The following is a 13923-nucleotide window of genomic DNA, read 5'->3' on the forward strand; positions in this document are numbered from 1 at the left end:
ACAATCATCCCTGACGCGCGAGCATGGCGCGAAAGCGTTGCAGCGCAAGGCCGACAAACAGGCTGCCCCAGACCGTGATCGCCAGGATCTGCGGCCAGACGGCGGCAATCCCCGCGCCGCGATAGAGGATGGCCTGCGACAGCGTGACAAACTGCGTCGTGGGCAGGACGCGAGCCACGACCTGGAGATCGGGCGGCATTGATTCGATCGGCGTCGCCGCGCCCGACAGGAGATAGGCGATGGCATAGACCGGCACCGACAGCATCCCGAATTGCGGCATCGACGAGGCCAGTGTCGCCATGAACACGCCCAGCGCCGTGACCGCAAACAGATAGAGCGTCATCGCCCCGGCAAACAGCCAGAGCGAACCCGCCAGCGGCACGCCCAACAGGCCATGCACCACCAGAATCAGCGATCCAAACGCGGCGACGAAGATGACCAGCCCATTGGCCAGGATCTTGGCAAAGGCGATCTCGCTCGCGCGGACCGGCATGACCAGAAGATGTTCGATCGTGCCGTGTTCGCGTTCGCGGATCACCGCCGCGCCGACCAGAATGATCGCCAGCACGGTGACATCGATGACGATCAGCATGACCGAGGTATACCACGATGACGTCGCATTGGGGTTGAAGCGGATATGGCTGACCACGCCCACGGGCGCAGCGGCGAGCAAGCCCCGCGCATGGAGGAATTCGAGCGCTTCGTCGGCAACGATCTGCTGGATATAGGCCGCGCCGAGCCCGGCCTGCGTCATCGCCGTGGCATCGACCAGAACCTGCACTTCGGGGCTGCGCCCGGCGATCAGGTCGGCCTGGAATCGCGGCGGAATCTCGATCACGAAAATGATCCGCCCGGCATCCATCGCCGGCGCGACATCGGCACGGGCAATATCGCGCGGCGTCTTGAAATAGGGCGGGCGAAACGCATCGCGCAGCCGCAGCGACAGTTCCGAGCGATCGCCATCGATGATCCCCACGGTCGCATTGGCGACTTCGGCCTTGACCCCTTGCGCGACCAGCAGGACCGCCACGCTGAAGGCAAACAGGATCAGCGCAACCAGCACGCGATCCATCAGCAGGCTGCGCAGCTCTTTGGCCGCAAGCGTCCAGACATTAGAAAACCACAGCATCATGCCGCCTGTTTCCTCAGACTGACTTGCGCGGCGACGAGAAAGCCGAGCGCAAAAGCCGACAGCACGGCGTAAGGCCGCGCAAAGCTCAGCAACCCCAGCCCTTTGGTAAACGTGCCCAGGCTGATGATCTGAAACCACCCCGACGGGAAACAGAGCCCGACCCAGTATGACGCGCCGTCCAGCGTCGAAACCGGATAGAGCAGCCCGGAAAAATTGACCGACGGAATGAGGCAGAGCAGCGCCGTGGCAAACATCGCCGAAATCTGGCTGCGCACAAAGGCCGAGATCATCAGCCCAAGCCCGGTCGAGGCCAGCGTAAACAGCATGCCACCCGCCGCGAGCGCAAGCAGCGAACCCTTGAGCGGGACGCCGAGCACGACGACGCTCAACACGACAAGGCTGGCGAAACTGGCCATGCCGACCACGACGTAAGGCGCCTGCTTTCCGAGCAGGAACGCGCCCGATCCGGCGGGCGAGGCATAAAGATTGATGATCGAGCCGATTTCCTTTTCGCGCACGACGCCAAGCGCGGTCAGCATCGCGGGAAACAGGATCATCGCCAGCATCAGCACGCCCGGCGCCATGGCATAGATGCTGCGAAATTCCTGATTGTAGACAAAGCGCGGCGCGATGCCGAGCGGCAGCCCGCCCCCGCTCCCCGCCAGCATCCCGGCGAGCGGCGCCAGATGCGGATCGGCAGCCACGGCTTCGGGATGGGCCGACAGCGCCTCGAATTCATAGCCGAGCAGAATCATTTGCGCGAAAGCCTGCGCATTCGACCCGACGAACGGGCTGCTTCCGTCAAAGGCCATGCCCACTTCGGGGTGGCGCCCGGCGGCCAGATCGCGCCCGAATCCGGGCGGGATGTCGAGCGTGGCTTGCGCCTTGCCGCTGATCATGGCCGAATCAGGATCGGCAGCACCGGCGGGCTCGATCACGCGGAACGAGCGCGACCCCTGAAAATGGCGCACGAGGTCGCGGCTCGATGCGCTGCGGTCGTGATCGATCACCATGAGGCGGATGTCGGATACGTCGAACGAAATGGCAAAACTGGCCGTCGCTGCCAGCACGAGCGGGCCGATCAGCGCAAAGCCAAGCCGCACCGGATCGCGCCACAGCTCAAGCGCCTCGCGCAAGGCAAAGGCCCAGACAAACCCCAACCAGCCAAACAGAGCCCCGCGCGCAGGGCGATCCGCCGAAAGCGCGGTGGGCGAAGGCGCGGTGGGCGCGGCGCGGCCAGGCCCTTCGGCAACTTCCAGCACGGCGATGAACGCATCTTCCAGATTGGCGGCATGCTGTTCGCGCACCAGATCGGCCGGGCGCCCCATTGCCAGCACCCGCCCGCGATGCATCAGCGAGATGCGGTCGCAGCGTTCGGCCTCGTTCATGAAGTGAGTCGAAACGAAAATCGTCACCTGATCCTCGCGCGACAGCCGCACGAGATGGCGCCAGAACATGTCGCGCGCCGCCGGATCGACCCCCGAGGTCGGCTCATCGAGAATCAGCACTTCGGGCCGGTGCAGACAGGCGGCAGCCAATTGCAGCCGCTGACGAATGCCGAGCGGCAAGGCACCGGGCAAGGCATCGGCCACGTCATCCAGCGCAAATTCTTCAAGCGAGCGCGCGATCACCGCCGCGACGGTCGGCGCAGGAATGCGATAGAGCCGGGCATGAAGCGCCAGATTCTGCCGCACGGTCAGCTCTTCATACAGCGAAAAGGCCTGGCTCATGTAGCCCACGCGCATCCGCGTCGCCATGTCGCCGGGCTCGATCGTCTTGCCAAACAGCGTCGCGCTGCCTTCGGTCGCATCGATCAGCCCGGTCAGCATTTTCATGGTGGTGGTCTTGCCGCACCCGTTCGAGCCGAGAAAGCCGAAGATCTCGCCGCGCGCGATGCTGAAATTGACATGATCGACGGCCACGAAATCGCCAAAGCGGCGGACCAGATCATGCGCCTCGATCGCCGGGGGTTCGTCGCGCGCGACATAGGCGGGCACCACCAGCATGTCGCCCTCCGGCCGACGCTCGGGCGGCAAGAGGCGGATATAGGCGGCCTCCAGCGTCTTGGCACCCGTCCCGGCGATGACATCGGCGGTCGGCCCTGTGGCGATGATCCGCCCGTCGTCCATCGCCACGAGATGCGCAAAGCGCTCCGCCTCGTCCATATAGGCGGTCGCGACAAGCACGGTCAGCCCCGGCCGTTCGGCGCGGATCGCATCGACCAGATCCCAGAACTGGCGCCGCGACAGGGGATCGACCCCGGTGGTCGGCTCGTCGAGAATCAGGAGATCGGGATCGTGGACCAGCGCGCAGCACAGCCCGAGCTTTTGCTTCATCCCCCCCGACAGCTTGCCCGCCGGACGGTCGGGAAAGGGGGCCAGCCCGGTCGCATCGAGCAGCCGCCGCGTATGGGCCGCGCGCGCCTTGGCATCGAGCCCGAACAGGCGGCCAAAGAAATCGATGTTTTCCGCAACGCTGAGCGTCGGATAGAGATTTTTGCCCAGCCCTTGCGGCATATAGGCGATGCGCGACAGAAACGCGGCGCGCGCCTCGCTGCCCGCGCTCGTGGCGACAAGATCGTGGCCAAGCACGCTCAGATACCCGGTCTGCGGGCGCCGCACCCCGGCGATCAGCCCGAGCAGCGTCGATTTGCCCACCCCGTCGGGGCCAACCAGCGCCACCGCTTCGCCGCGCGGCAGGTCGAGCGTGATCGAATCGAGCGCGCATGTCGCACCATAGAGATGCGACACCCCGGCAAGACGGATTGCCGGGCCGGGATCGCCCGTCATGACCCGTTGCGTGCCGACGCCGACCCCAGTTTGGGCCAGCCCTGATGCGGATCGGTGCGGACATAGCCATCGGCGGTCATCCCCGCCTTCAACCGGCCATGGAGCGCGCGCGCCTGATCGGCGGGGATCGACAGCTTGACCCGGTACGACAGCTTTTCGCGTTCGCTGGCGGTTTCGACGAATTTCGGCGTGAACTGCGCATCGGGCGCGATAAAGCTGATCCGCGCCGGGATGGCGATGCCGAGCCCTTCGGGCACGATCCGCGCCTCATCACCCACGGCAAGCCTTGCCACCGTTGCCGCAGGCAGAAACAGCGTCAAGGTCACGTCATCGGGATTGAGCAGCGACACCACCCGCCCCCCGGCAGGCAGCACCGCGCCATTTTCGACCACGCGATATTCGACGCTGTAGCGCGTGCCGGGGCGGCCCGGCGCGGCAATGCGCAAATCGTTCAAGACATTTTTCAGCCGGGCAATCCCGGCATCGGCCTCGGCCACGGCGCCGCGCGCCTCGGCAATACCCCCGCGCGCCGCCGCAACCGCCGCACCCGCGCCGGCAAAGGCGAGCCGCCGCTGTTGCAGTTCGACCGGCGAGACCATCTTTTGCGCATCGAGCCTTGCCGTCTGGTCCAGATCGATCGCGGCGATCCCGGCCTGGCTTTCGCGGGCAGCGGTTTCGCCCGCAGCGCGGCTGGTCGCGGCGAGCGCGCGCGCGCGAACAGCCTCGGCCTGTTGCAACTGGGCCAGCGTGTCGGCGGGATCTTCTTCGGCAATCAGATCGCCCGCATGGACTTCGTCGCCTTCATCGACATGGAGCGCGATCAGCCGACCGGGGTATTTGACCGCGACATCGCTGCGCGTCAGTTCGAGCCGGCCATTGCTGGCAACAATCCCCGGCGGCAGCGCGGAACGGGTTTCCGCACGCCACCACACCACACCGCCCGCGACGAGCGCGACGGCAACCAGGGGGACAAGGATCGTTGCGGGACGAATCGCCATAGGCGCCAGACTTTTTTGAGAGGGAGGGGAAATCAGCGTTCGTGAACGTAGCGACCCGGCGCGGCGTCAAGCGCGGGATAGCCCGCCTCTGCGCGACCGAGCGGCGGCGGCGGCTCGGGCGGGCCGGAACGCTCGACCAGCCATTGGGCCCAATCGGTCCACCACGATCCCTCGCGCGGCTCGGCCTGCGCCAGCCATTCGTCGGGCGACAGCGCGATACCGTCGGCAGGCCGCGTCGCCACATGGAAATGGCGGCGGGGATGGCCGGGTTCGGAAACGATCCCCGCGTTGTGCCCCCCACTGGTCAGGACAAAGCGGATTTCGGCGCCGGTCAGGAAATGCAGCTTGTGCACCGAACGCCACGGCGCGACATGATCGCTTTCGGTGCCGACCATGAAAATCGGCTGGCGCAGCGCCGACAGCGAGACCGCGCGCCCGCCGACCGGATAGCGTCCTTCGGCCAGATCGTTGTTGAGGAACATCCGCTTCAGATATTCGCTGTGCATCGCATAAGGCATGCGCGTGTCATCGGCGTTCCACGCGAGCAGGTCATTGATCGGCTCACGCTCGCCCATCAGGTATTCGGTCAGGATTCGCGACCAGACGAGGTCGTTGGAGCGCAGGATCTGAAACGCGCCGCCCATCTGGCCGCCGGCGAGATAGCCGCGCGTCCACATCATCGCCTCGATCAGATCGACTTGCGCCTCGTCGATGAACAGCGCGAGCTCCCCCGGCTCGGAAAACTCGGTCTGCGCGGCAAGGAATGTCAGGGTTGCCAGCCGATTATCGCCGTCGCGGGCCAATGCCGCCGCCGTGATCGCCAGCAAAGTGCCGCCAAGGCAATACCCGGCGGCATGGACATGGGGGGAACCGGTGATCGCACTGATCGCATCGAGCGCGGCGATCGGGCCAAGCCGCCGATAATCGTCCATGGTGCGATTGCGATCGGCGCTGTCGGGATTGTGCCACGAAATCATGAACACGGTGAACCCCTGACCGGTCAGCCAGCGCACCAGCGAATTGTGCGGGCTGAGATCGAGGATGTAGTATTTCATGATCCACGCCGGCACGATCAGCACCGGCTCGGGCCGCACCCTTTCGGTCGTCGGCGCATACTGGATCAGCTCCATCAGTTCGTTGCGCGCGACCACTTTGCCGGGCGACACGGCAACATCGCGACCGGGCTCGAACGCTTCGGCCCCGGCAGGCGGATCGCCCGACAGCGAACGGCGCATATCATCGAGGAAATGCTTCGCCCCTTCGATCAGGCAATGGCCGCCGGTATCGATGATGCGCTGTTGCAGCACGGGATTGGTGGCAATGAAATTGGTCGGGGCGGCCATGTCGAGAATCTGCCGCGTGGTAAATTCGACCACCGCCTCGTGATGCGCCGAAACCCCGCGCACACCCGTGGTCGCCGCGTGCCACCATTGCTGATGCAACAGGAAAGCTTGCGCAATCGTGTCGAACGGCTGCTTGCGCCATGCCGGATCGGCAAAGCGGTGATCCTGCGGCAAAGGCTCGATCGCGGGCGCGGGCGGCGCCCCGTCGGCGCCCGCACCGGCAAGGTATTGAGTCAGCCGCATCGCCTTGCGCGCAGCCTTGCCCATCAATTCCATCTGCCGACCGGGCGAAATGGCCAGGTGCAGCGCCCAATCGGAAAAGGACTGCGCCAGAGTGACCGGCGAAAGCCCGCCGGTCGCCTGCGAAACCGCCGCGCGGGCGGCATTGTCGATCGTCTGCGCGACACCGTCGAACGGGTCGCCTTCCGGCAAGGCATGATCATCGGCCATAGCAGCACCTCTGGGATCGGTCGGCACGAATATGGTTCGTGCGCTCGCTCATCCCGCTTTTGATGCAGTGCATCATTGCGCCGCGTCAAATCCTCTCGGCAAATACCCTATGTTATGGGGCAAGGCACTGCCCAAAAACAAAAATTGTCACTTTCCCGGATCATGGCGCGACGGGGGTGGCCAGCGCCGAGCGGTCGATTTCGCCAATCCGGGTCACCCCGCCCAGCGCCATCGCGACGCGCAGTTCCGCAGCGATCAGCCGAAGCATCTGTGCCACCCCCGCCTCGCCACCCGCCCCCAGCGCATAGGCCCAGGCGCGACCGAGCATGACCCCGCGCGCGCCCAGCGCCAGCATCCTTGCCACATCGAGCCCCGAACGCACCCCGCCATCGGCCAGCACGGTCAGCCGATCGCCCACGGCATCGGCAATCGCCGGCAAGGCCCGCGCCGAAGACAGCACCCCGTCGAGCTGACGCCCGCCATGATTCGACACGACGATCCCGTCGGCGCCAAGCTCTGCGGCCCGGCGCGCATCGTCGGGATCGAGAATCCCCTTGATGATCAGCGCCCCTTGCCATTCGGCGCGCAGGAAATCGAGATCGGCCCAAGTGATCGAGGGATCGAAATTGCGCCCCATCCAGCCGAGGAAATCGCTGAGGCCCGTCTTGCCCTGCAACACCGGGGCGACATTGCCGAGATGGTGCGGCCGCCCGAACAGGCCGACATCCCATGCCCAGTCTGGCCGCGCCGCGGCCTGGGCAAGGCGGCGCATGGCGCCCGCCAGACCGGGCGCGCCCGACAGCCCCGAACGCACATCGCGATAGCGGCTGCCCGGAACCGGCAGATCGACCGTGAACACCAGCGCGCTGCATCCCGCCGCGCGCGCCTGAGCCAGCAGATCCTTCATGAAAGCGCGATCGCGAATCATGTAGAGCTGAAACCAGAAGGGCCGGTCGGACGCCGCCGCCACTTCGGCAATCGGGCAGACCGAGACGGTCGACAGGGTAAACGGCACCCCGGCGGCATTGGCCGCACGCACCGCCTGCGTTTCGCCGCGCCGCGCCGCCAGCCCGGCCAGCCCGACCGGCGCAAGGATCACCGGCAGATCCTGCTTCACGCCAAACAGTTCGGTCGACGTGTCGATCCGCGAAATGTCGCGCAACACCCGCTGGCGCAGCGCGATCGCTTCAAGATCGGCGATATTGCGGCCCAGCGTGACTTCGGCATAGCTGCCGCCATCGATATATTCGAACAGGAAATGCGGCAGGCGCCGCCGCGCCGCTTCGCGAAAATCGGGGATCGAGGCGATGATCATCGGGCACTCTCCTGCGCCGCCACGGCAGCATCGCGCGCATTCCTCACCGCTGAACGGCGAAGGTCAAGCGGATTGCCGCACGGGGGATTTCCGATCGCCTTTTTTTCGGGCTAAAGGCACACATCCGCATCCTTCATCCCTGCCTGTCTGGAGCCTGACACTTCATGCGTTTCGTATCCTTCCTTCGCCCCGACGGCAGCGCCTCGTGGGGCCGCCTTGACGGCCAGACCGTTCTCGACCTCGGCGCCGTTGCAGGCGCGCCGGTCGATCTCAAGGCGGCGATCGCGGCGGGCCTTGATCAGGCGGGTGAAACGGGACCGGCGCTGGCGCTGGCGGCGATCACGCTGCTGCCGGTCATTCCCAATCCGGGCAAGATCCTGTGCGTCGGGCTGAACTATGCAACGCATGTCGCCGAAACCGGGCGCGAACAGAAAGAGCACCCGACGATCTTTCACCGCTGGGCGGATTCGCTGGTCGGCGATCACGGCGCCTTTATCCATCCGCCCGAAACCACGCGTTTCGACTATGAAGGCGAACTTGCCGTGGTGATCGGCAAGCGCGGGCGCCGCATTGCGGCCGCCGACGCCTGGGACCACGTCGCGGGCCTGACCCCGTTCAACGACGGGTCGATCCGCGACTGGCAGCGCCACAATATCCAGTTCACCCCCGGCAAGACCTGGCCCGGCACCGGCGGCTTTGGCCCGGCGCTGGTCACCCTCGACGAAGCGCCCGATCTCGGCAGCCAGCGCGTGCAGACCCGCGTCAACGGCCAACTGGTGCAGGATCAGCCGGTCAGCGATCTGATCTGGGACATCCCCGCGATCATCGCCTATTGTTCGACGTTTACCGAGCTCGCCCCCGGCGATGTCATCGCCACCGGTACGCCGGGCGGCGTCGGCGACAAGCGGCAGCCGCCGCTCTACCTGGTGCCGGGCGACACGGTCACCGTATCGATCGGCGTGCTCGGCACCTTGACCAACCCGGTTATCGCCGAAGCGTGACTGGGCAGAAGCGTGATTGGCCAGAAGCGTGATTGGCCAGAAGCGTGATTGGCAGGCGGCGGCTTACCAGCCGCCGCCCAGCGCGAGGAACAGATTGACCTGATCCATCGCGATCGCTTCGCGCGCGCCGGTTTCCGCCGCGCGCGCAGAAAGCGTCGCTTGCGCTGCGCCGATCGAGGCGAGCAGCGGGCTGCGCCCGGCCTTGCGCATGGCGCGCACTTCGTCGGCTTCGCGTTCCGCCGCCGCGCGCGCTTCGCCCAGCGATGCGGCGCGGTTGTGATCTTCGGCATACGTCGCCAGCGCCGTTTCGGTTTCGCGCAAGGCGCCCAGCACGGTCGCATCGAAGCGGGCCAACGCGGCATCGGCCTCGGCATTGGCCGCGCGGACTCGTGCGCGTTCGCCGCCGCCGGGAATCGTCCAATGCAGCAGCCCGCCGATCGACCATGTGTTGGCGGGCGCCGTGCCCAGATCCTTCAACAGCCCGAACGAGCCGCCCGACAGGCCGATCCCGATCTGCGGATAGAGTGCCGCCGTGGCGATCCCGATCCGCGCGGTGGCGCCGGCCAACTGACGCTCGGCAACATGGACATCGGGGCGGCGGGCGATCAGCGCGGCGCCGTCGCCGATCGGCAGCGGCCGGGCAATCGCGGGAATGGCCGTGCAACGCTGCGCCTCGCGCGGATAGTCGGCGGGCGCCTTGCCCATCAGATAGGCCAGCCGATAGAGCGCCGCGCGCGATCGTGCCCGCTGTGCCGGGACGAGCGATTCGACTTGCGCCAGCCGCGCCTCGGCCCGCGTCACGTCGCTTTCCCCGGCCCGCCCGGCCTCCTTGAGCCGACGCGCAATATCGAGCGAGCGGGTATCGACCGCAATCGCCTTTTCGCCGATGTCGATCGCCTCGGCCGCCGCGCATTGCGTCAGATAGGCACGCGCGACTTCGGCCGCGAGTGTCACTTTGACAACGCCGACTGTCGCCTCGCTTGCGGATTCATCGGCGCGCGCGGCTTCGACCGAGCGACGGATCTGCCCGAACAGGTCGATCTGATAGCTGACCCCGCCCATCCCCTCGCCCAGATTCATGACCGGTAAAGACTCGGACAAGAGATAGGATTCACCCGACAGCCGGGCACGCTCGGCCATGGCATCGACTTTGAACTCGGGCTCTTTCGCCCCCTCGGCCACGGACGTGACGGCGCGCGCGCGCGCCAGATTGGCCGCCGCGATGCGCAAGTCGGTGTTGGCGGCGAGCGCCTGTTCCTCCAGCGCATCGAGCACCGGATCGTCATAGAGATGCCACCAGCGCGGCGGCAGCGGATCGGCGCTGACGCCGGTTTTCGGGCCCGCCTCCTGAAATGCACCTTGCGCCGCCGGAGCATTGGCCGCCGCATTCCTGGGCAAGTGATAATTGGGCCCGACCGCCGCGCAGCCCGACAAGGCAAAGGCGGCGGCGGCGGCCAGACCAAACAACGGCGCGCGGGTCATTTACCCTGCCCCTGGTCAGTCCGCTTTTTGTCCGAACGCGGCATGTCGAGCGTGATAGTCGCGGTGCGTCCGGGTATCAGCGCAATGTCGGCCGGCGGGTTATCCAGCGCAATGCGCACCGGCACGCGCTGCGCCAATCGCACCCAGCTGAAATTCGGGTTGATCGCAGGCAGCATGGTCGGGCTGGCGCCCCGGTCATGGTCCTCGATCGCGTTGGCAATCGACACGACATGGCCATGCAGTTCGCGATCTTCGCCCATCAGGTGAATCGAGGCCGTTTGTCCGACGTGTACTGCGGGCAGCTTGGTTTCCTCGAAATAGCCTTCGACGCGCAGCGATGCCGTATCGACCATCCCCATCACCGCCTTGCCCGGCGTCACATAATCGCCCGCGCGCAGGGCCATGTCGGACAGACGCCCGTCCATCGGCGCGATCACGCGGGTACGTTCGAGATTGAGCCGGGCAAGATCGCGTGCGCTGCGTGCCCCTGCCACGGCACTGTCGGCCAGCGCCACGGCGCCCAGCGCATCGGCCAGCGCGGCCTGGGCCGTGGCGACTTTGGTTTCGCTCTGTTCGGTGACTTCGGTCGCGACCAGTTCGCCCAGGCCCCGGTTGCGCTTTGCCTCGCGCTGCGCTTCGGCCAGTTCGGCGCGCGCCTTGTCCACCCCGGCGCCGGTCCGCCCGGCAGCGGCCTCGGCCTGCGCCAGGCTCGCCTCGGCCTGCGTCAGCGCGATCTGATAGCGCGGGCGGTCGATCTCGAACAGCACCTGACCGCGATGCACCACCGAGTCATTGCCGACGAAAATCGCCGTGACCAGCCCCGGGACATCGGGCGCGATCTGCACCACTTCGGCGCGGACACGCCCGTCGCGAGTCCAGGGATCGGCCTCATAATGAGTCCACAAGCGCCAGCCGGCAAAGGCCGCTGCGATGGCAAGCACGCTGGTCAGGCCGACGCGGCCGATCTGGACAGCGACAGGGCCCGTCAGTTTCAGGCGGGGAGCATTCATGGCAGCAATCCTTGGGGTATCGGCAAGGGGTGAAAAGTGATCAGCGCCCACACGAGCATGAACATCGCACTATCGAACAGGATCGGATGCCAGACCCAGCGATAAAAGCGCAAGGCCATCAGCACGCGATGCATCGCAAAGGCGATGACCAGCGCGACGCAGGCCGTGAACGGGGCCGTGGCAATCAGAATGCCGTGGACGGTGTATTCCTGGATCATGGTATCACGGCCTCTGGCGCCAGCCCGGTTGTTGGCCCGGTTGTTGGCCCAATCAGGGCTTCGGGGGGCAGAAAGTCGGGGGCATCGGGAAACAGATTGCGGCGAAGCGCGACCAGTTCGGCGCGCCCGGTGGCCGGATCGCTGCCGATCAGTTCCCCGGCGTGGCCCGCACGCGGCGGTGCGGCATCAAGCGTCAGCCGCAGCGCCCGGTCGATTTGCGTCAACAGCGCAGGCGGCGGCGTCGCGCCCGGCACGGTTTGCGAAAAATGCCGCGCGGCAGTGTGAAGCAAGCGGGAACAGGCCACGCGCAAGGGTCGCTCGGCAGAGGCGCGCAATTGCTGCACGGCGGCGATATTGCTGGCAATGCGCACTTCGCTCAGCCCCATGACGGCGCGCTCGTCGCCCGCGCCCAGTCGCTGGGTGATAAGCGCGAGCTGGTCGCTGGCCCGGCTGAGCACTTGTGCCGGATCGGGCGCGGTGGTCGCCGCGGCAAGCCGGGCCAGATCCGCATGTTGGCGCCGGGCCATCCGGGCGATCGCCCCACCCGTCGCAGAGCCGCGCATCGCTGCCGTAATCCCGGCGGCGGCAAACACCGCCAGCACTTGTCCGATATTGCTGTTGATGAAGCGTTCGAGATCGGCGCTGTATTCCTGTTGCAACGCCAACGCCGTAAAAAAACCCATGGCGAACGCCGTCGCCAGCATGCCCCGGCGCGGATCGATCAGAAACATGCCGATCCCCAGCATCGGCGGCAAGAGCACGAAGCTCAAGGCCCAGAACCCGTCGACCTGGGGCAACACGCCGAACAGGTAGAGTCCGGCAAGCGGAATGGCCCCCGTGATCGACGCACCAAAGGCCAGGATCATCGGCACCGGATTGTCCATCGCCGCAAACAGGCAGCAGAACACCCCGGTCATCACCGCCGCGCCCGCGCCATCGGGCCAGCCGGCCAGAATCCAGAACGCGGTGACCACCAGGATCGCGACCGAAGCGGACAGGCCCGACATGAGGGCAAGCCCAGGGTCGTTCGAAAGCCGCAATTGCACGCGTTGGCTATCGAGCGCGGGCGGCAGCGAGGCTCTCGGATCTTCGAGCCGGGCCAGCAACTGACGCGATTCGCCCAGCACGGTCGAAGCCTGGCCCAGCCGCACGAGAAAGCTTTCGCGCAAGAGATCGGACCAGGTCCGTCCCTGCGGCGCGCCCGTGAGGTAGTCGGGCTGCGCATTCATCGGCTCGCCTTTGGCCAGCCAGCGGCGTGCGTTGGCCATCGCCGGTGCGAGCGCAGGATCGTTGCGCAGACTGCGCCGCCGGTCGGCCAGCCCCGACAGCAACGGCAAGAGCAGCAACATGCGATAGAGCAGCGCCTGAACCGTGCGGTTGGCCTCGCGCCAATGCGACGTGTCATAAGGCACATGCGTGGCCAAAAGCACGCATTCGACCGCATCGACCGCCAGCCGGCGCCGGTCGCGCTCGAAATCATCGGTCGGGTCATCGGCCGGAGGATCGACTTTGGCCGTGAGAATGTCGGACAACCAGGCTTCCGCATCGCTCAGCCAGGCTTCGAGCCGGGGCCCAAGGCGTTCGCCCAGCGATTGCGGCAGAATCAGGCTGTGCACGGCGGTTGCGCAAGCGATGCCGAGCAGAATCTCGGTCACCCGCGCGGTCGCCACGTCAAAGATCGCTTCGGGCCGATTGACGGCGGGAAAGCCGATGATCGTCGCGGTATAACCCGCGAGCATCAGTACATAGGCGCGCGGCGACCGGTCGAGCAGCGAGATGGCAAGACACCCGCCCACCCACAGCGCCAGCGCCAGGCTGAGCATCAGGGGCCATTCGACCAGCATCGGCACCAGGGCCACCGCCACCGCCGCGCCGATCACCGTGCCGATAGCGCGATAGATCGCCTTTGACCGGGTCACCGCCGAAACCGGATTGGCGACGATATAGACCGTGGTTATCGCCCAGAACGGCATATCCTGCCCGACCAGCAGGCTGATCCCCAACGCCATCAGCGCGGCGATCGCGTTCTTGATCGAATAGATCAGCGCGGGCCACCAATGCGGAATCCAGCGCTTCATGCCGATGCCCCCGCGCCGGGCGCAAGGCATACCCAGCCGCAGGAACAGCACCGCACTTTCGCGCAAGGCGCGCCGGAAAGGAAACACGTCTCAATCATGGGATCGTT

Annotated in this window: 10 protein-coding genes; 1 reads left to right on the forward strand and 9 read right to left on the reverse strand. The window is 66.4% G+C overall.

What is annotated here, in order from left to right; translation table 11 throughout:
- Positions 1–4: 4 nt before the first annotated feature.
- The 5 genes from AQZ50_RS06290 to lldD all read right to left on the reverse strand — a co-directional run bounded on the left by AQZ50_RS06290 (position 5) and on the right by lldD (position 8027).
- Positions 5–1129: an ABC transporter permease gene (locus tag AQZ50_RS06290; protein WP_231730138.1), complete on the reverse strand. Its 1125-nt coding sequence runs from the start codon at positions 1127–1129 to the stop codon at positions 5–7.
- A complete protein-coding gene (gene rbbA, locus AQZ50_RS06295; RefSeq protein WP_067744233.1) occupies positions 1129–3921 on the reverse strand; it encodes a ribosome-associated ATPase/putative transporter RbbA in 2793 nt (930 codons plus the stop codon). The genes AQZ50_RS06290 and rbbA overlap by 1 nt, the downstream gene beginning before the upstream one ends.
- Positions 3918–4919, reverse strand: a complete 1002-nt coding sequence (locus AQZ50_RS06300) for an HlyD family secretion protein (protein WP_067744236.1) — start codon at positions 4917–4919, stop codon at positions 3918–3920. The genes rbbA and AQZ50_RS06300 overlap by 4 nt, the downstream gene beginning before the upstream one ends.
- Before the next feature lie 32 nt (positions 4920–4951).
- Positions 4952–6712: a PHA/PHB synthase family protein gene (locus AQZ50_RS06305; RefSeq protein ID WP_067744239.1), complete on the reverse strand. Its 1761-nt coding sequence runs from the start codon at positions 6710–6712 to the stop codon at positions 4952–4954.
- A gap of 160 nt (positions 6713–6872) precedes the next feature.
- Positions 6873–8027 (reverse strand): FMN-dependent L-lactate dehydrogenase LldD, encoded by a 1155-nt coding sequence (gene lldD / locus AQZ50_RS06310; protein WP_067744241.1) that lies wholly within the window; start codon positions 8025–8027, stop codon positions 6873–6875.
- Positions 8028–8191: 164 nt separating this feature from the next.
- Between lldD and AQZ50_RS06315 the strand changes: the two genes are divergently transcribed.
- On the forward strand, positions 8192–9028 hold the full coding sequence (locus AQZ50_RS06315; protein ID WP_067744244.1) for a fumarylacetoacetate hydrolase family protein: 837 nt from the start codon (positions 8192–8194) through the stop codon (positions 9026–9028).
- Between the two features lie 63 nt (positions 9029–9091).
- Here the strand turns inward: AQZ50_RS06315 and AQZ50_RS06320 are convergent, their stop codons facing one another.
- Genes AQZ50_RS06320 through AQZ50_RS06335 form a run of 4 tightly spaced genes read right to left on the reverse strand, consistent with a single transcriptional unit; the run spans position 9092 to position 13903 of the window.
- Positions 9092–10510: an efflux transporter outer membrane subunit gene (locus AQZ50_RS06320; RefSeq protein ID WP_067744247.1), complete on the reverse strand. Its 1419-nt coding sequence runs from the start codon at positions 10508–10510 to the stop codon at positions 9092–9094.
- The gene (locus AQZ50_RS06325) at positions 10507–11520 is read right to left on the reverse strand and encodes an HlyD family secretion protein (RefSeq protein WP_067744250.1); all 1014 of its coding nucleotides are present in this window, start codon (positions 11518–11520) and stop codon (positions 10507–10509) included. Before AQZ50_RS06325 ends, AQZ50_RS06320 begins: the two co-directional genes overlap by 4 nt.
- Positions 11517–11738 carry a DUF1656 domain-containing protein gene (locus AQZ50_RS06330; protein ID WP_067744253.1) on the reverse strand — a complete coding sequence of 74 codons (222 nt, stop codon included), beginning with the start codon at positions 11736–11738 and terminating at the stop codon, positions 11517–11519. The genes AQZ50_RS06325 and AQZ50_RS06330 overlap by 4 nt, the downstream gene beginning before the upstream one ends.
- Positions 11735–13903: an FUSC family protein gene (locus AQZ50_RS06335; RefSeq protein WP_231730139.1), complete on the reverse strand. Its 2169-nt coding sequence runs from the start codon at positions 13901–13903 to the stop codon at positions 11735–11737. Before AQZ50_RS06335 ends, AQZ50_RS06330 begins: the two co-directional genes overlap by 4 nt.
- Positions 13904–13923 lie beyond the last annotated feature (20 nt).

Origin of the sequence: Novosphingobium sp. Fuku2-ISO-50 (assembly GCF_001519055.1) — a bacterium.
GTDB lineage: Bacteria > Pseudomonadota > Alphaproteobacteria > Sphingomonadales > Sphingomonadaceae > Novosphingobium.

Coding starts and splice junctions, on each gene's coding strand:
- AQZ50_RS06290 (WP_231730138.1), bottom strand. CDS start 1,129: ATGCTGTGGTTTTCTAATGTCTGGACGCTTGCGGCCAAAGAGCTGCGC.
- rbbA (WP_067744233.1), bottom strand. CDS start 3,921: ATGACGGGCGATCCCGGCCCGGCAATCCGTCTTGCCGGGGTGTCGCAT.
- AQZ50_RS06300 (WP_067744236.1), bottom strand. CDS start 4,919: ATGGCGATTCGTCCCGCAACGATCCTTGTCCCCCTGGTTGCCGTCGCG.
- AQZ50_RS06305 (WP_067744239.1), bottom strand. CDS start 6,712: ATGGCCGATGATCATGCCTTGCCGGAAGGCGACCCGTTCGACGGTGTC.
- lldD (WP_067744241.1), bottom strand. CDS start 8,027: ATGATCATCGCCTCGATCCCCGATTTTCGCGAAGCGGCGCGGCGGCGC.
- AQZ50_RS06315 (WP_067744244.1), top strand. CDS start 8,192: ATGCGTTTCGTATCCTTCCTTCGCCCCGACGGCAGCGCCTCGTGGGGC.
- AQZ50_RS06320 (WP_067744247.1), bottom strand. CDS start 10,510: ATGACCCGCGCGCCGTTGTTTGGTCTGGCCGCCGCCGCCGCCTTTGCC.
- AQZ50_RS06325 (WP_067744250.1), bottom strand. CDS start 11,520: ATGAATGCTCCCCGCCTGAAACTGACGGGCCCTGTCGCTGTCCAGATC.
- AQZ50_RS06330 (WP_067744253.1), bottom strand. CDS start 11,738: ATGATCCAGGAATACACCGTCCACGGCATTCTGATTGCCACGGCCCCG.